At 70.5% G+C, this 17,395-nt stretch carries 15 protein-coding genes and 1 pseudogene; 5 read left to right on the forward strand and 11 right to left on the reverse strand.

All coding sequences use genetic code 11. The features are described from left to right. The 4 genes from ACQEV2_RS39815 to ACQEV2_RS39830 are packed head-to-tail and all read right to left on the reverse strand — an operon-like array spanning nt 1 to nt 4,494. Nucleotides 1-1,203 carry a Gfo/Idh/MocA family protein gene (locus ACQEV2_RS39815; protein WP_433053292.1) on the reverse strand — a complete coding sequence of 401 codons (1,203 nt, stop codon included), beginning with the start codon at nt 1,201-1,203 and terminating at the stop codon, nt 1-3. 29 nt (nt 1,204-1,232) lie between these two features. Next, entirely contained in the window at nt 1,233-2,582 is a 1,350-nt protein-coding gene (locus tag ACQEV2_RS39820) for an ABC transporter substrate-binding protein (RefSeq protein WP_433053295.1), read from the reverse strand. Nucleotides 2,583-2,592: 10 nt separating this feature from the next. Continuing rightward, nucleotides 2,593-3,510, reverse strand: coding sequence for a carbohydrate ABC transporter permease (locus ACQEV2_RS39825; protein ID WP_433053298.1), 918 nt, complete (start codon nt 3,508-3,510; stop codon nt 2,593-2,595). A gap of 18 nt (nt 3,511-3,528) precedes the next feature. Beyond that, nucleotides 3,529-4,494, reverse strand: coding sequence for a carbohydrate ABC transporter permease (locus ACQEV2_RS39830; RefSeq protein ID WP_433053301.1), 966 nt, complete (start codon nt 4,492-4,494; stop codon nt 3,529-3,531). Nucleotides 4,495-4,664: 170 nt separating this feature from the next. Here ACQEV2_RS39830 and ACQEV2_RS39835 point away from each other — a divergent pair, with 170 nt between their 5' ends. Further along, nucleotides 4,665-5,825 carry an ROK family protein gene (locus ACQEV2_RS39835; RefSeq protein WP_433053304.1) on the forward strand — a complete coding sequence of 387 codons (1,161 nt, stop codon included), beginning with the start codon at nt 4,665-4,667 and terminating at the stop codon, nt 5,823-5,825. A gap of 100 nt (nt 5,826-5,925) precedes the next feature. Beyond that, nucleotides 5,926-6,111, forward strand: coding sequence for a hypothetical protein (locus tag ACQEV2_RS39840; protein ID WP_433053307.1), 186 nt, complete (start codon nt 5,926-5,928; stop codon nt 6,109-6,111). Nucleotides 6,112-6,400: 289 nt separating this feature from the next. Here the strand turns inward: ACQEV2_RS39840 and ACQEV2_RS39845 are convergent, their stop codons facing one another. Continuing rightward, the gene (locus tag ACQEV2_RS39845; RefSeq protein ID WP_433053309.1) at nt 6,401-7,774 is read right to left on the reverse strand and encodes a S1 family peptidase; all 1,374 of its coding nucleotides are present in this window, start codon (nt 7,772-7,774) and stop codon (nt 6,401-6,403) included. 96 nt (nt 7,775-7,870) lie between these two features. After that, a complete protein-coding gene (locus ACQEV2_RS39850) occupies nt 7,871-8,896 on the reverse strand; it encodes a hypothetical protein (protein WP_433053312.1) in 1,026 nt (341 codons plus the stop codon). Between the two features lie 24 nt (nt 8,897-8,920). Here ACQEV2_RS39850 and ACQEV2_RS39855 point away from each other — a divergent pair, with 24 nt between their 5' ends. Together ACQEV2_RS39855 and ACQEV2_RS39860 are read left to right on the forward strand one after the other, a co-directional pair. After that, nucleotides 8,921-10,105, forward strand: coding sequence for a MalY/PatB family protein (locus tag ACQEV2_RS39855; RefSeq protein WP_433053315.1), 1,185 nt, complete (start codon nt 8,921-8,923; stop codon nt 10,103-10,105). An 82-nt stretch (nt 10,106-10,187) separates the two neighbouring features. After that, a complete protein-coding gene (locus tag ACQEV2_RS39860) occupies nt 10,188-10,574 on the forward strand; it encodes a PPOX class F420-dependent oxidoreductase (RefSeq protein ID WP_433053318.1) in 387 nt (128 codons plus the stop codon). Nucleotides 10,575-10,601: 27 nt separating this feature from the next. Here ACQEV2_RS39860 and ACQEV2_RS39865 read toward each other — a convergent pair whose 3' ends face one another. Further along, nucleotides 10,602-13,367, reverse strand: a complete 2,766-nt coding sequence (locus ACQEV2_RS39865; protein ID WP_433053321.1) for an alpha/beta hydrolase family protein — start codon at nt 13,365-13,367, stop codon at nt 10,602-10,604. A gap of 154 nt (nt 13,368-13,521) precedes the next feature. On the opposite strand from ACQEV2_RS39865, the pseudogene ACQEV2_RS39870 reads away from it, so the two are divergent. Continuing rightward, nucleotides 13,522-14,922: pseudogene (locus tag ACQEV2_RS39870) on the forward strand (Gfo/Idh/MocA family protein). On the opposite strand, the gene ACQEV2_RS39875 reads toward ACQEV2_RS39870, so the two are convergent. The 4 genes from ACQEV2_RS39875 to ACQEV2_RS39890 form a co-directional block, all read right to left on the reverse strand. Further along, on the reverse strand, nt 14,904-15,317 hold the full coding sequence (locus ACQEV2_RS39875; RefSeq protein WP_433053324.1) for a Zn-ribbon domain-containing OB-fold protein: 414 nt from the start codon (nt 15,315-15,317) through the stop codon (nt 14,904-14,906). The pseudogene ACQEV2_RS39870 and the gene ACQEV2_RS39875 overlap by 19 nt on opposite strands. 181 nt (nt 15,318-15,498) lie before the next feature. Beyond that, the gene (locus ACQEV2_RS39880; RefSeq protein WP_433053327.1) at nt 15,499-16,239 is read right to left on the reverse strand and encodes a TetR family transcriptional regulator; all 741 of its coding nucleotides are present in this window, start codon (nt 16,237-16,239) and stop codon (nt 15,499-15,501) included. A gap of 37 nt (nt 16,240-16,276) precedes the next feature. Continuing rightward, on the reverse strand, nt 16,277-16,489 hold the full coding sequence (locus tag ACQEV2_RS39885; RefSeq protein ID WP_433053330.1) for a Trm112 family protein: 213 nt from the start codon (nt 16,487-16,489) through the stop codon (nt 16,277-16,279). Next, entirely contained in the window at nt 16,486-17,394 is a 909-nt protein-coding gene (locus ACQEV2_RS39890; RefSeq protein ID WP_433053333.1) for a DMT family transporter, read from the reverse strand. Before ACQEV2_RS39890 ends, ACQEV2_RS39885 begins: the two co-directional genes overlap by 4 nt. Nucleotide 17,395 lies beyond the last annotated feature (1 nt).

The raw sequence follows: 17,395 nt of genomic DNA on the forward strand, positions 1-17,395 counted from the left end.
TCACACCTCGGGGGCGTCCCCGAAGTCCGGGATCTCCAGCCTGACCCCGCCCTGCCGCGCGGACTCGTGCGCGACGATGCCCGGCAGGGTGTAGCGGGCCGCCACCCACGCGTTCACCGACGGCAGGGTGCGGCTGTTGACCGCGGTCACGAAGTCGTCGACCAGGAAGTGATGGCTGCCCTCGTGACCGTTGTGCAGGTTGTCGAACTCCCGGGGCAGCCGCGAGCGGTCGTGCACCGGCGCCGAACCCGAGGTGAAGGCGGCCCGCAGCTCCGGCGCGATGTGCTGGAGTGACGGGTCGTCAGGAGACATGGTGGGCTTGGGCTCGAGGAGCTCGCTGATGTCCTTGACGCCCTTCTTGTCCTGCCACAGGGCGACCGTGGCCAGCTGTTCCATGCTCGCCTCGGTGCCGAAGAAGCGGAAACGCGACTCCCGTATGTGCGAGGGATAGCCGACCCGCCGGAACTCGTTCGTACGGAACGAGCCGCCGCCCGCGACCTCGAACAGCGCGGTGGCGTTGGAGAAGTCGTTGTCGAACTGGCTGACCTCCTTGTCGAAGACACCGTCGCCCCGGTCGTCGACGACCCCGATCGCCGACACGCTCACCGCGTGCGTCTGCCAGGCACCCAGCACACCGCCCACCGAGTGCGTCGGGTACAGCAGCGGGGGATAGCTGGCGGTCGCCTTCCAGTTCTCGCCGCCGCTGTACTGGTACGCCTCGTAGAACCCGAGGTCCATGTCGTGGACGTAGTCGCCCTCGGCGTAGAAGAGCCGCCCGAAGGCACCCTCGGCGATCTGGTTGCGCGCGTGCACGGTCGCCGGGTTGTACTGGCTGGTCTCGCCCATCATGTACGTCAGCCCGGTCGCCTTGACCGCGTCGATGACCGCCGCGATCTCCTCCGTGGTGATCGCCATCGGGACGGCGGAGTAGACGTGCTTGCCCGCGTTCAGGCCCTGAAGGACCAGGGGGCCGTGGGTCCAGCGCTGGGTGAAGATCGCGACCGCGTCGACGGCCTTCGACTCCAGCATGGCCTCGTACGACGGGAAGGTGCCGGCCAGTCCCTGTGCGTCGGCGAGCTGCTCGGCCCGCTCGGGCAGCAGATCGGTGACGTACACGTCGCTGACACCGGGGTGGGCCTGGAACAGCGTGGCGAACTGGCCGGAGAACTGGCCGGCACCCACGATGCCGAGGGAGAACGTCATAGGGGGAATGCCCTTCACTGGTCGAGAGATCACTGCGAGAGGATCAGGTTGATCTGGTCGGCGGTCTGGTCGAGGCTGCTCACGGGTTTGCCGCCCCCGTAGATGTCCTGCATCGCGGGGTTCATGAGTGCGTTCATGTCGGCCGCGTAGTTGGTGATCGGGTACGTGAAGGTGGTGAAGTCCTTCTTGTCGGCCACCGGCCTGGTGAACGCCGTGACGTCGATGCCCTTCTTCTTGTACGCGGCCACCGCGGCCGCCGTGCCGTCGGGCGTGGCCGGGAAGACGATGCCGTAACCGCCCACCGTCTTCTGGCACTCGTCGGACGACAGGTACTTCACCCACTTCAGAGCGCCCTCCTTGTTGCGGGCGTTCTTGGTGACGGAGTCGGCGAGACCGTTCATCATCGTGGCGCGCTTGCCCGTCGGGCCGACGGGGGTGAAGGCGGTGCCGATGTCGAGGCCCTTGAACCCGTAGTACGTCGAGATCATCCAGGCGCCGTCGAAGGCCATCGCCGCCTTGCCCGCGGCGACCTGCGCGTTGGCCTGGTTGGCGCCGGCGCTGTAGACCGTGAGCGGGGCGAGGTATCCCTTCTTCGCCAGGCCGAAGTACCACTTGATCACGGACTGGAAGGTCTTGCTGTCGTACTGGTACTTGGTGCCCCACCGTTTCTCGTCGGTGTAACTCCAGCCTGCGGAGCCGGTGAAGGGACTCCATTGCGTCTGCCCGTCGCCGTATCCCGCGCCGTTGGTGGCGAGGCCGTAGACCTTGACGTGGTTCTTGTCGAAGCCGGGCTCGTCGCCGCGCCTGCCGTTGACGTCGACGGTGAGATGGGCGATGGCCTTTTCGAAGGTGCCCCCCTCCTTCGGGTTCCAGGAAAGGCTGTTCAGCTGGTCGGCGGTCAGCCCGGCCTGCCGCGCCAGCTTCTTGTTGTAGAAGAGGGCGACCGTGTCCCAGTCCTTCGGGGCGCCGTAGCGGTGCCCGTCCTGGCCGATCCAGGCGTCCGCAAGGCCGGCCTGGTAGTCGGCGGGGTTGACGCCGATGTCGTCCAGCGGTTCGAGCACCTTCAGATCGGCGAACTGGCCGAACTTCTGGACGTGGTCGGTGAAGACGTCCGGCTGGGTGCCCGCGATGAAGCTCGCGGTCAGCTTGGTCCAGTAGTCGTCCCAGCCCATCTGCGTGATCTTCACCTTCAGGCCCGGGTTGGCCCTCTCGAAGCCCTTCGCACAGGCCTGGTAGGCGGGCAGCTGGTTGGCGTCCCACAGCCAGTACGTCACCGTGTCCGCGCCCGTCGACACGGAGTCGCCCTGCGCGCAGCCGGTCACCAGGGACAGCGCGAGCGCCCCGGTCAGCGCCGAGACCGTACGCATCCGAATTCGCATTCCGGTCCCCTTACTTGATCCCGGTGAAGCTGATGGAGCTGACGATGCGGCGTGCGAAGAAGCCGAACAGCACGAGCATCGGGAGCGCGGCGATGAGCGTGGCGGCCATCAGGCCCGACCAGTCGTAGCCGGTCTGCGGGGTCTGTGCCCGGAAGATGGCCAGCGCCACGGTCAGCACGCGGGAGCTGTCGCTGTAGGACACCATCAGCGGCCAGAAGTAGTCGTTCCAGGAGGTGATGTACGTCAGCACGCCCAGGGTCAGGATGGGCGTGGACGCCATCGGCAGCATCACCCGGAAGAAGATGCGGATCTTCCCGGCGCCGTCCAGCAGGGCGGCCTCCTCGACCTCCCGGGGGACGTTCATGAAGAACTGCCGCAGGAAGAACACCGCGAACGGCGTCATGAACATCGTCGGCAGGGCGATGCCCAACAGTGAGTCCACCAGGCCGAGTTGCTTGATGAGGACGAAGTTCGGCAGCAGGGTGAAGATCGCGGGCACCATGAGCCCCGCCAGGAACAGCCCGAACACCTTCTCCCGGCCACGCCACCTCAGCCGGGCGAAGGCGTACGCGGCCATGGAGGAGAAGAAGATCTGGCAGACGGTGATCAGCGTCGAGACGACCACGGAGTTGAGCAGATAACGCCAGAACTTCAGCCCGCCCCCCGAGCCGCCCTGGGCGATCGCCTCCTCGGTGGACTGCAGACCCAGGGCGCGTTCGAAGCCGCCGGTCGTGAGGTCCACGGGCAGGGGATCGCCGGGGTGGGCGGCGAGCGTGGTGTTGGTGGACAGCGAGGTGCGCAGGATCCAGTAGAACGGCAGCAGGGTGATGAGCACGATCGCGGCCATCACCGCCCAGGCCACGATCCGGCCGAGGGAGGGCCGGCGCCTGATGGGCCGTACGGTCGTCGTCGATGTCACGGCAGCCATGTCGGTCGCTCCTTTCCGTCAGCCGAGGTCGCTCTGGCCGGCCCGGGTGAGCCGGTACTGGACGAAGGTGATCACGCTCAGCACGACGAGCAGGGCGACGGACATTGCCGAGGCGTAGCCGAACTGGAAGCGGCCGAAGGCGGCGCCGTAGATGGAGAACTGGAGCACGTTGGTCGCGTTCGCGGGTCCGCCGCCGGTCGTCACGGCGACCGTGTCGAACACCTGGAACGAACCGATCACCGTCATGATCAGAACGACCGCCAGGACCGGCCGCAGCAGCGGCATCGTGATCCGCCAGAACATCCGCCACTCGCTCGCGCCGTCCACCCTCGCGGCCTCGTACATGTCGTTCGGGATGGCCTGCAGGCCGGCGAACAGCAGCAGTGCGGTGTAGCCGACGTGCCGCCACACGTTGATCAGCGCGATCGTCGGGATCGCCCATGTCTCGTCCCCCAGGAACGGGATGCGGTCGAAACCGAGCGCCGAGATGATCTCGTTGCCGATGCCGAGCTGGGTGTCCAGGATCCAGAGCCAGACGATGCCGGCGACGACGTTCGACATCAGATACGGCGTGAGCACGATGCCCCGCAGGACCGCCGACTGCGTCAGCCGCTGCAACAGCACCGCGATGGCGAGCGCCGCCACCGTCTGCACCCCGATGTTGATCACCACGTACTCGACGGTGACCGTCAGCGAGTCCCAGAAGATGGGGTCGTTGACCATGCGCACGTAGTTGTCGAGGCCCACCCACTCCGCCGGTGTGAGCAGGTTGTAGCGGGTGAAGCTCAGGTAGACGCCCCGCAGCGTCGGCCACAGCAGGAACACCGTGAAACCGAGCAGTGCCGGTGCGATGAACACCGCGGCGAGACGTCCGTCCCCGCTGCTCTCTCCGGCCACGCTCCGGCGTGTCCTCGGCTTGGTCTTCGCCCCCGCGGCGCCGCTCAGTGGCAGGCGCGACGGAGGGCTGCTGGAGGCGATGGTCATCGGGAGACTCCCTCGCATGTGGCGGCTCGTCCTCGGGCGGGACTTACTTTTGACGCGAAACAATCCATGCGTCAAGCGGTGCGCAAACATCTTCTGCAGGCCGTGTCGATGGCCCTACACTGGCCTGGTTGTTTCTGTGAAGAAAAAAATAATGTGGGAGTCTGTCGACCATGACCCCAGTAGCCGCCAGCTGGCTTCCCCTCAGCCCCGGTGAACGCGCCGTGGCGATCGAGGTGCTCCTCGGTGGCCCCCTGTCGCGCACCGAACTCGCCCGGCGGCTCAACCTGTCCGCGGGCAGTCTCACCCGGCTGACCAAGCCACTGATCGAATCGGGTCTCCTCGTCGAGGTCCCCGAGGCGGGCGCCCCGGCCGAGGTGCGTCAGGGCCGTCCGTCCCAGCCGCTGGACGTCGTCGCCGAATCCCGCTCCTTCGCCGGCTTCAAGATCACCGAGGACATGGTCTACGGCGTCGTGACCACCCTCAGGAGCGAGATCGTCGCGCGTTACAACCGCCCGCTCACCACTCACGACCCCGCAGAAGTCGTGGATGTGCTGGGGGAGATGACCGACGAACTCGCCGGCGCCCACCCCCGGCTCGCCGGCATCGGCATCGGCGTGGGCGGTCTCGTCGAGGACCGTGCGGTGGTCGGGGAGTCCCCGTTCCTGCAGTGGAGCGACGTCCCGCTCGCCGAGCTCGTCGAGGAGCGCACGGGATTGCCGGTCGTCGTCGAGAACGACGTCGCCGCCCTCGTCGAGGCCGAGACCTGGTTCGGCGCCGGGCGCGGCCTCGACCGCTTCGTGGTGCTCACCATCGGCGCCGGTATCGGATACGGCCTGGTCCTGGGCGGCAAGCGGGTGCCGTACGCCGAGGAGGACCGCGGCTTCGGCCGCCACTGGATCGTGAACCCCAACGGCCCGCTCACCCCCGACGGGGCGCGCGGCAGCGCCGTCTCACTGCTGACCATCCCCAACATCCGCTACCAGGTGCAGGCAGCCACGGGCCGTGACCGGACGTACGAGGAGATCCTGGAGCTCGCCACGGCAGGAGAGCCGATGTCCGCCCGGGTCGTCGAGGAGGCGGCCCGCGCCCTCGGCACCCTGGTCGCCCAGATCGGCAACTTCGTGCTGCCGCAGAAGATCCTTCTCGCCGGCGAGGGGGTGGGGCTGATGGACGTCGCCGGCAAGACCGTGGCCGAGACCATCCGGGCCCACCGGCACCCGCTGGCGGCGCCGATCGACCTGGAGACCAAGGTGTCCGACTTTCACGACTGGGCCCGTGGCGCGGCCGTCCTGGCGATCCAGGTGCTGGTGCTGGGGGCCGCGGACGCCTGAACTCGGCGACCCGCAGGGACAGATGGACGTGATCAGCAACACGGTCCGATATGCCCGCATTGAGTGTGCTTACTCACAGCGCCTTCACCTCTGGAACCGTATGCTTCACAGCATGTCCACCACTGTTGAATTCGCCTCCGATCGCTCGGCTGACGAGGTCAACGAGGAGATCCGGGCCCTGTGGCGCCGGTCGGGCGGGACACTGAGCGTCGAGCAGCGCGAGGAGTACCAGCGCCTCGTCCTGGAGTGGGCCGCCGCGGCCTTCCAGCCGGAGAAGGCGGCCTGAGCACTCGGCTCGACGGCCACCCTCCTCGTTCCAGCCGGTTCCGTCCGCCCCACCGCCGTGCCCGTGAGCGCCGTCACGTCCGTCGTGTTTGTTCACGGGTGCTGCAGCGCCCCTAAGGGGCGCGGGAAACTGTGCGACCAGCCACGATGGCGCCGCAGTGGACCCGTCATCCTCGGGTTTCTCCTCCTTCACGAGCACCTCACCGGGCGCCCTGCGATCGGGTTGACCGGCACGCCGGCGGCCACCGTGCTGCTGGTCTGGGGTGACGCGGAGTGACGAGCCGGCCCGGTCAGCCCCACGTCGCCGAGTAGTAGCGCTGGTACGCCTTGCGATCCTGTTCCGCGCGGATGTACCGGGCCGCCACCAACGCGACCAGGCTGCCCGCGATGACCAGCAGACCGGGGCCGACGTTCTTCGGATCCGCGAGCCGCGACAGCAGCGTCGAGGCGGTCACGCCCGTGATCGGGGCCGACGAACCCGGCGACGCGTCCCCGGGCGAGATCGCGTTCTGTGACGCGGATGCGGACGGTGCCGGTGAGGCGCCCTGCTGACCCGAGCCGTTCTGCGCCGCCACGAGCAGCTTGACGTCGAGCGCGGCCAGCGCCTTGGTCACGGGCTGGAAGAACGTCGTCCCGCCCGCGTTGCAGTCGCCGCTGCCCCCCGACGTCACCCCCAGCGCGATCCCCTCGGAGAACATCGGACCGCCGCTGTCCCCGGGTTCGGCGCACACGTTCGTCTCGATGAGTCCCGTGACCGTCCCCTCGGGGTAGTTGACCGTGGCGTTGAGCGCCGTCACCTCGCCGTCGCGCAGCCCGCTCGTGCTGCCGCTGCGGAACACCCGCTGCCCGACGGCAGGATCCGCCGCGCCGGTGATCCGCACGCCCTTGCCGTCCCCGATGGACACCACGTCGGCCCCGGCGCCCGCGTCCCCGCCCGCGTACTCCACCAGGGAGAAGTCCCCGCCGGGAAAGTTCTGCTGAACGGTCTGGCCGATCTGCTGGGTGCCCCGGTTGTCGGCGAACCACAGGGAACCGTTCGGCCCGCAGTGCCCGGCCGTGAGGATGAAGTCGCGTTTTCCGTCGGTGACGTTGAAACCCGCCGAACAGCGCCCGGCGGTCGACAGCAGCGGCAGCGCGCCGTTGAGCCGCGTCGTGAACGTGCCCTCGGTGCGCTCCATGCGGACGAAGCCGCCGATGTCCTGCGCGACCTGCGTCATCCGGGACCAGTCGGCGGCCGAGACGGTGCTGTCGCCCCGTACGACCACCTCGTTGGACCGGTAGTCCATGACCCACGCCGTACCGGCGACCCGCGGCGCCGAACGCAGCGTCGACGTGGCCGACTTCAGCTCGTCCATGCTGTGGTCGACCATCTTCGCCTCGGCACCGGCCTTGCGCACCTCGGCGGCCGCTTCCTCGTCGGTGACCGCGACGACCGGCTTCCCGTCGGCACCGAGCCAGCTGCCCGCGGTGCGGGACGTGCCCAGACGTGAGACGAGATCGCTGCCGGTACCGGCCGCCGAAGCGGCGTAGGTGCGCGGGACGGCGGAAGCGTCGGGGGGTTCGCTCGCCACGGCGCGTGTGACCATCGTTCCTCCGAGGAGGAGTCCGCCGACGGCCGCCAGCCGTGTCACTCGCCGGACGAGACGTCGTCGTGCGTGCCTCATGCATGGCTCCCGAACCAGTACAGCGCGGCGTGAACGCCGCGGGGCCCTCCCGGAGTTGAGCACCCTCTCTCCATACGTGGCCCGGCCCGCCGGTGTTCACCGCACAGATGACCGTTCTGGTGCCGGCTCCTGTCCGAGCAGGGGCCGGCTGCGCTCGTCGCCCCACACGGACGCCGGATCCACGTACGGACGCAGGAGCGAGGTGAGAGCCGGATCGCCGTGCCCGTTCAGCTCGTCGGAGGCGATCTTGCGGGCGATCCCGGCGAGATAGTCGGCGATCTGCACCCGTGGATCGAGCCGTGAGTGCACCAGCCGCAGCCCGGCGAAGCCGATCCCGGCCCGCCGGGCCGTCTCCTCGATCCAGGCGATGCGTTCCGGCGTCAGCATGTTCTGCCGGTCGTGGACTAGACGCACGGATCGCCCGGACCGTTCTGAGGCACTCCAGTGCGCGGCCGTTCCGACGATGGCGGGCAGCAGCGGGTTGAGAACGGGAATGAGGGGCGGCCCGTCCAGCAGCCGCGCCCGATAGGAATCGGCGCGCGAGCGGGACGCCGCGAGCCGGTGCAGTGTTTCCGCCACTTCCGGACGGCAATCCGCGCACCGCAGCGCCTGCACCGCACGGAAGAACGCGTCGATGGGTTCCCCGGGCTCACCGCCGTTTCTGAACCGGAGCAATTGGTTGGCCGCCGCCAGGAATTCCCGCCAGAGCGCGTCGCCGAAATCCCGCCGGCCCGCCCGGTACAGGCCGATAGCCTCGGTGGCGTCGCCGAGCAGCAGGTCGACGGCACGGTCGACGACGAAGTACGCCTTCTCGATCAGATGCACCTGGGCGTTTCCATGGATCGGCCCCGCGGGGGCGAGCAGCCATTCCAGCACCGCCCGGTGCTTCTCCCGCAGCAGATGGTTCGCCTTGTACTCCTCCGCGGGCGAACGAATCCGGTCCCGGATCTCCTGCACATAGGCGGCGGCCGTTTCCACGGGCAGCCGCACACTGGCATGCGCGAACACATCGGTGTTCCCGCCGGTGAGATTCTCACCGTCCGACCCCGACTCGTCACAGGCCACTTCGAGAAATCCGCCGCCCGTCACCGCCCGCTCCCCGTCCTCGCCGTTCCCGGCCACCGCACAGCCCCCTATCTTGTGCCCATGACCAGGATCCCGCACGAAACGTCCGGTGAACCAAATCCTTTTCGCGCCCTGACCCTCGACCGCCTGCGATGTCGTACGAGCATGAAGTGGCGCACCTACCCCGACGACGTGCTGCCGCTGTGGGTGGCCGAGATGGACGTGCCGCTCGCCGAGCCGATCGTCCGTGCGCTCACCGACGCCCTCGCCCTCGGCGACACCGGCTACCCGGCGGGCACCGGCTACGCCGAGGCGCTCGCCGACTTCGCCGGCAAACGGTGGGGCTGGGACGGGCTCGCCGTCGAGCGCACGGCGATCGTTCCCGACGTGATGCTCGGTGTGGTCGAAATGCTCAAACTGGTCACCGGACCGGGCGATCCGGTCGTCGTGAACTCACCCGTGTATCCGCCGTTCTACCAGTTCGTCGAGCACATGGACCGTCGGGTCATCGAGGCCCCGCTGGGCCCGGATCTGCGCATCGACCTCGACACCCTGGACGAAACCTTTCGGCGGGCGACCACCGGCGGCCGACGCGCCGCCTTCCTGCTGTGCAGCCCCCACAACCCGACCGGCACCGCGCACACCGCCGACGAACTCTCCGCGGTGGCCGCCCTCGCCGACCGCCACGGCGTGCGCGTGGTCGCCGACGAGATCCACGCACCGCTCACCGCGGGCGGCATCACGTTCGTGCCGTATCTGAGCGTCCCGGGCGGCGAGAGCGGGCTGTCGCTGATGTCGGCGTCGAAGGCCTGGAACCTGGCCGGCCTCAAGGCCGCCCTCGCCATCGCCGGACCCGCGGCCGCCGCCGACCTGGCCCGCCTGCCCGAAGAGGTCAGCCACGGTCCCAGCCACCTCGGCATCATCGCCCACACCGCCGCCCTGCGCGACGGCACCGCCTGGCTCGACGCCCTGCTCGCCGGCCTCGACGACAACCGGCGCCTGCTCGCGGACCTGCTGGCCGAGCACCTCCCGGCGATCACCTACCGCCCGGGCGGGGCCACCTACCTCGCCTGGCTCGACTGCCGCGCCCTGGGCCTCGGCGACGGCGTCGACCCGGCGGACGTCTTCCTGGAGCGCGGCCGGGTCGCGCTCAACTCGGGGATCCCGTTCGGCAGCGGTGGACGGGGGCACGTACGGCTGAACCTGGCCACGTCGCCCGAGCTGATCACGGAAGCCGTACGGCGGATGGCTGCGGCACTCGACTGAGCCGCATCGGGCGTGCGGCTGGACGGACAGCGGGGTGGGGGCACCGAACAGTGCCCCCACCCCGCTGCCTACACTTCGCGCCATGGACGACACGACGCTCGACCGGCTCGGCGCGGGCAAGTACCTGCTCATCACCAGCTACCGCAAGAACGGCACCGGCGTCCCCACGCCGGTCTGGGTGGTCCGCGACGGGGACGCGCTGGGCGTGTGGACGGTCGCCGACTCCTGGAAGGTCAAGCGCATCCGGGCCCGCGGCGATGTCCTCGTCGGCCCCTGTGACCTGCGGGGCAGGCCCACCGGTGAGCAGGTCCCGGCAACCGCCGAGATCTGCGACGAGGCGACCAGCGTCCGCTACCGCCGGCTCATCGCCCGCAAGTACGGGATCACCGGCCGCCTCACGCTCCTCGGCAGCCGACTGCGCCGCGGTGCGAACGGCACAGTCGGCATACGGATCACCCTGACGCCCTGACCGGAGCCGGATGCGTCCGCGCAGGGGTCACGGCGCGTCCAGCACCGTGCCCGTCATGACCGGCGCCCCGGGCAGCGGCTCACCGGAGTCGTCGGCCGCCTGGAAGCGCACCGACTCGGCCGGCTCGGCCACGTGGTCCTTGACCGTCGGGATCCGCAGCTCCGCGGTCGTGTGGCCCTCCGGGACGTTCACCCAGATGTAGAAGCCGTCCACCTTGGACAACGGCCGCTCCGGATCAGGGGACGCGCCGGTGTTCTCCTCGAGCCAGCGCGGGTCGACGTCCTTCGTCGACAGTTCCCGGCCGTTGGTGACCGGCACCACGGCGTACGCCGCGCCAACCTCCGCGTCGGCCACCGCGGACAGAGTCAGCCGCCACTTCAGCGGCTGCCCCTCGGTCACCCGGTCGGCGAGGGGGGTCACGGAGATCGACGGCATCGGGTCGTCGTTCTCCACGGTCACCCCGCCGCGGTGGGCGCCGACCACGGCGGTACGGACCGCCTTCACGAACACGCCGTGGTCGGAGTCGTAGCCGTAGCGGGTGTTGCCCTCGACCTTCACCGGTACGTCAATGGAGTGTGCGCCCGGCCGGACGGTCACCAGCCGGTCCGTGACCCTGCCCGTGACCGGGTCGGCGACGAACAGCCGCACCTGCCCGCTGCCCTGCCCCGACACCCGGACCGGCACCTGGTAGGTCCGTACGCCCGAGTCCCCTTCCTTGACGGTCAGTCGGCCGATGTCGACCCGGGGCAGCGGAGCCTCTCGCACGGCCGGCGTGCCCGGCCGCCACGCCCAGGCGTCCATCAGCCAGGCCCGCCCGGACCGCGTGCGCGGCGTCATCTCCAGGGACTTGATGTGCTTGAGGTCGAGCGCGGCCGCGTCGTCGGCCCCGATCGGCACACGCACCTCGCGCGCCCAGTACGAGGCCGTCCGGTCCGACCCCGGCAGCCCGTCGACCGTGACGCGGCCGAGGGTCCGGTGCCGTCCGGCGGTGTCGGTGACGGAGACGTCCAACTGCGTTCCGGAGGTGTTCGGCGGCACGATGACCCGCAGCGCCAGCGCCTTGGCGCCCTTGAGGGACAGCGGCCGGTCGGGGCTCACCCGTGCGGCGGACCCCGCGGCCGACCACTTCAGCGCGACCGCGCTGCGGCCGGGCTCGCGGTCGGTCTCCCACTGCGCGAAGTGCGGTGAGACGCCGGCCGTCTCCGACGACAGACAGGCCTTGGCCGCGGTGGGATCCACCGCCGAGCACAGCCTGCCTCCGCTCACCGTGACCTTGCCGTCCGGCAGGAACCCGGCGCCGCGCCGCGCACCGACCGCATGGGTGAGGACGTGCGCGGGATCGGCCGAGGGGGCACGGCGGCCCGAGCCGTCGAGCAGCGGGCGGACCCGGTCGTCCCCGGCGACGAACAGCCGTGCCGCCGCCGCGATGTAGGTGGCACCGGCCTTGTGCTGCTGGTCGGCGGTCAGCCGGGTGCGGGTGCCGGGGGAGCAGACCGGGTCGCGCTGCTCCTCGTCGTTCCAGAAGTCGTCGTCGGCGGGCGCCTCGGCCTGCCCCGGAGTCCACTCGCTGTTGAAGAAGTTGTGGTTGGCGCCGACCATGTACACCGCGCTGTGCAGCGCGGCGCCGCGGCTGACCCGGCGGGTGCCGTCGACGTACACCTCGCCCTGGAGATCGGAGACGTCGCCGTCACAGCCCGGCAGGATCGTCATCGACGGCACATCAGCGACGGGGTTCTGGCCGAAGATCGTCGGGCCGATGAGGACGGTGCCGCGAATGTGCCAGCGCACCGGGCCGTGCGAGCCGTCCTGGTCCGCGGGCGGCGGGTAAAGGCTGTCCATCGCGGCCCGGTTGACGCCCTCGCCGCCGCGCGAGTGCCCCACCAGCAGCACCCGGGACATGTCGGCCTTCGGTGCCTTCCGTACGGCCGCGGGTGCCGTGTCCGGGTGGGCGGTCCAGTCGGCCCAGCGGGCGAGATGCTGCCGTACGAGCGAGGAACGGGCCTGTGCGCCGCCGTCCTCGGCCTGCCAGTCCTGGCCGTTGATGCCGTTGGCGGAGATCGACACCGTCACATAGCCCTGGGAGGCCAGTAGCCGCTGGTCGCGCAGATAACCCCGGTGGCTCGGCACCGGCTTGGCACCGGCGGCGCAGGGCCAGTCGCCGGTGATCTCGCCCTGCGGTGTGTAACAGGTGAAGTGGCGGCCGTGCAGGAACAGGGCGAGCGGACGGCGGCCGTCGGCATCCTTCGGCGCCACGACGACAGCCCGCATCTCGACCGGCTGCGGGAATCCGGGCAGCCGTACGGGAGCGAGGTCGTACTCGCCCGTGACGGTGCGGTACCCACCCGGTTTGCCGGGGTCGACCTGGTTCGCCGGCAGCTGCCTCGGAACCGTCACCGCCGAGCGCCCGCCCGAGGCGGTGTCGGGCGCGTCCAACCGGCGCCCCGCGGCCCGCACTTGAAGGTCCCGTACGGACTCCAGGCGGACCCCGTCGAGGCCGAGCCGGAACGTGCGCCCGTCCTTCGCCGGGGCGGGGCGGCCGAGCAGGCGGTCGCCGGCGTAGAACTCGACCCGGGCGTCGCCCATGGGCACCCGTTCGTCGGACCGCCACACCAGCTTCCGCGCGGTGCCCTCGCCGGTGACGCTCCAGTCGTCCGGCAGACCGTCACTCCCGTCGGCCGGGTCCGCCGACGGCCGTATCTCGTACGCCTGTTGAGCCTGAGCCCACCCTGGCGACGCCCCCACGACCGCGAATAACGCCACCGCGGTGGCCCATATGCGCCGGGCACGGATCACGTGCCCCTCCTTCCCCTCGCCCCGGGACGGCCCCGGGGCCCTCACTCCGGGAGGACGGAAGGCGGTGCTTGTGCGTTGCCTGTGAAGGGAGGGAACAGCGAGGGGAGAGAACGATTCAGGACTGGGTGAGCGGCCGGCGGGAAAGGCCACCCCAATGAGCCGAACTCCCCGTCAACGCGCCGCCATTGTCGGCACCGGCCACCGCGCCCGGACGTTCACCCGCGCCCTCGCCGAACGCCGCGACCACCGGGTTGCCGCCCTGTGCGACCCCAGCCCCACCCGCATGGCCTTCCACAACCGGCTGCTGGCGGAGGCCGGCGAACCCGCCGCCACCCAGTGGGAGCCGGACCGCTTCACCGAGTTGCTCGCCGAGGAGGACATCGACGAGGTCGTCGTCACCACCGTCGACGCCGAGCACGACCGCTACATCGTCCCGGCCCTGGAGGCGGGCTGCCGGGTGGTCACCGAGAAGCCGATGACCGTCGACGCGGAGCGCTGCGCCCGCATCCTCGACACTGTGCGGGACACCGGCAGCTCTCTCACCGTCGCCTTCAACTACCGCTTCAACCCCGTGCACGAGAAGGTCCGCGAGTTGCTCGCCGACGGCGCGATCGGCGAGGTCCTCTCCGTCCACTTCGAGTGGCTGCTCGACGTACGCCACGGCGCCGACTACTTCCGCCGCTGGCACCGGGAGAAGCGGCACAGCGGCGGCCTGATGGTGCACAAGGCCGGCCACCACTTCGATCTGGTCAACTGATGGCTCGCGGACGAGCCGAGGGACGTCTTCGGCTTCGGGCGGCTCGGTTTCTACGGCCGCGCGGCGGGCGAACGGCACGGGCTGCGCCGGAACTACGACCGCGCCCACGGCGCCGACCAGGCCGCCGACGACCCCTTCGCCCTCGACCTGGCGGCCGACGACACCCTGCGCGCCCTTTACCTCGACGCCGAGCAGGACGACGGGTACGTCCGCGACCGCAACGTCTTCGACGGGCCCGTCACCATCGAGGACGACATGGCCGTTCTCGTGCGGTACGCCGGGGGCGCGACGATGACGTACCACCTCACCGCGTACTCCCCGTGGGACGGCTACCGGGTGATGTTCAACGGCAGCGCCGGACGGCTGGAACTCGACGTGGAGGAGAGCCGCTGGTAGTCGCCCCGGACCCGGATCAGCGCCGCCGAGGGGGCACTGCACGGGGACACGGCCGCCGAGCATGCGGGCGGCGTACGGCTCACGCTGCGCCCGCTGTGGCGGCCTCCGGTGGAGGTTCCGCTCGTGACCTCCCACGAGGCGCACGGCGGGGGAGACCCGCGCATGCTCGACGCCCTCTTCGGTCCCGTCGATCCCGCGCACCCGGCCGACGCGGGGATGGCGGCGCGTACGGTGTCACACCCCACGGCCACCGAACGCGACGGTGCGCTGGCGCTGGCCGTCGGGCTCGCCGCCAACCAGTGCTTCGAGACGGGACGGCCCGTCGACGTACGGGAGTTGGTTCCCGGTGTCCGGGAGCGCTCGGGCGGTCCGGAGTCGCCGGCTCAGGTCCAGGCCCGGTAGGGCTCGTCTATCAGCTGGAACACCGGCTCGCCCCGGACCGGGTCCTTCGCCGTGGACAGCCGGACCCGGTCCCCGCTGTGGATGCCGATGGGCGGGCCCATGACCCGGCCGCGTACGACGAACCCCTCGGCCATCTCGACCAGCGACACATTGCGCGCGGCGGGGGTGTTGCGGTGCACCACCGTGGAGTGGCGGACCGTCCCCACGCCCTCGCTGCGCTCCGTGCGCAGGTCACTGCCCTGACAGACCGGACACAGCAGCCGGTGGTACATGGCGGTGCCGCACCAGGTGCAGCGCTGGAAGAGCATGGCCTCGGTGTCCGGGGCCGTGGGTTCGAGGAGGCCGGCCGCAAAGCCGGTGGTCGGACGAGCAACGCTTCCTGAGTGGTGGTACACGCTGTTCAACTCCCTGCGCTCGGCCGGAATCCCACGTGCGCGGGTCGTCCGTGCACGCACGTGCCCGGTCGCTGTGCCACCGTGCACGGACCACAGAGTATGGCACTGAGTGCCACTCGTAAAGGCACTGCGTTCCCTTGATTTGCGGATCTTGTGGGAAGGCCTGGCGCGTCGGCGCGGGTCAGTCGCGGCCGAGCGTGGTCTCGATCTCCTGGACCACCCGCCACAGCGGTGCGCCGCGCCGGGACACGACGACCACCACGTCGTCGGCGGGCCCGTCAGGGGCGGGGAGCGGGGGAGGGGTGACACCGAAGGCGGACTGCACATAGCCCAGCGCGTGGTCCACCGCGGCGCTCGCGTCGTCCTGCCCGTCCGACCGCAGCCAAGAACGCAGCGCGTTGTTGTGCGCGGCGACCACGGCGGCGGCGATCACATCGGCCTGCAGGGTTCCGTCGCGCCGGCCGGCGAAGCGCCCGCGCAGATAGTCGGCCAGGGCACGCTCGTAGCGCCACACCACCGACAGCTCGTACGCGCGCAGGCCCGGCACCTTCTTGGTGAGTTGGTAGCGCTGTACCGAGAAGGTCGGGTTCTCCGCGTACATGCGCAGCACCAGCCGGGCCGCGTCGCACACCCGCCGCACCGGCTCGTGCTCCTCGTCGCTCGCGGCCAGGAAAGCCGTCATGTCGGCGAGGCACCGTTCGTGGTCGGGGAAGACCACGTCCTCCTTGGACGGGAAGTAGCGGAAGAACGACCGCCTGCCGACACCGGCCAGGGCCACGATGTCGTCGACGGTGGTCTGCTCGTAACCCCGCTCCAGGAACAGCTGGAAGGCCGCCGCGATCAGCGCCTCCCGCATCGGGGGCCGTGCCGCCCCGGCCTCCGACTTCTCGTCGCGGCCGGGTGATGCGTTGCTGGAGCTCATGGACGGGAACGTAGCACCAGAACGGAGCTGATGGCACTCAGTGCGCTGTCGGCAGGGTACTGAGTGCAGCCAGTTCCTCGTCGGAAACCGGCTCGCCGGAACCGGGAAGGAGTTGCGGGATGCCGTCGATCAAGGGATAGCGGCGCCGGAGCCGGGGGTTGTAGAGCGCGCAGCCCTCTGCGTCCAGGATCAGCGGACCCTTGTCGAGCGGGCAGACCAGGATCTTCAGCAGCGGGTCGTCGGGCCTCATGGGCGGTTCCCTTCGTGGGCGGGACGGTCGGCGTGGTGCCGCGGCAGGGTGAGGACGACGGCCAGGGCGAGCGCGGTGCCGCCCAGGCGCAGGACGAGCCGCAGCGGGTCCTCGGGGAGCGGTTCGCCGAACGCGACCGTGCCGCCCGCCACGCTGAACACACAGGTGACGGTGGTGCACACGGGCACGATCAGCGAGGCCCGGCAGCGCTGCAGGGCGGTCTGCGAGAGCACGAGGCCGAAGGCTCCGGTGAGGAGCAGCAGGTAGGGGTGGGGGGAGGTGAGCAGGGCCGGTACGGCGTCGGCGAGCCCCGGTGCGGTGGTGAGGTGTCCGGACACGCCCTTGATCGCGAGCGAACTCACCCCGTACAGCAGCCCGATCGCCACGGCGTACACCACACCCGTCGGCGTCGGCCGGTGCCGACGCCGGGCCCGCCGCTCGGCCGCGCCGTACAGCCCCAGACCGAGGGCGAGCGCCGGAAGGCACAGGGCGAGCAGGGGGCCGGCCTCAGCGGTGCGGGCGATCGGTTCGGTGCCGTCGCGCAGTGAGGCCACCATCAGCAGCAGCGCCACACCGATGACGGCGACACCCCGCCGCTCCGCGGCCGTCAGCCGCTCGCCGAGCACCACCGAGGAGAGCAGGAGCAGCAGCCCCAGCCCGGAGACGAACAGCCCTTGCGCGGCCGCGAGCGGCAGCACCCGGTAGACGGCCAGCTGAGCGGCGAAACCCAGCGCCAGTGCCAGCGCGCCACCCAGCCACAGCGGGCTGCCGGCGAGCAGGAGCACCGCCCGGCCCGGCCGTCCGGCGCGTAGCGGCGGCAGAGCGGCCAGCGCCCGCTTCTCCAGCACGAACCCGGTGCTGTACAGGACGTTCGCCAGCAGCGCCGCGGCCACTCCCCAGACCATC

The sequence above is a fragment of the Streptomyces sp. CA-251387 genome, assembly GCF_050936625.1.
In the GTDB taxonomy this organism is placed as follows: Bacteria; Actinomycetota; Actinomycetes; order Streptomycetales; family Streptomycetaceae; genus Streptomyces.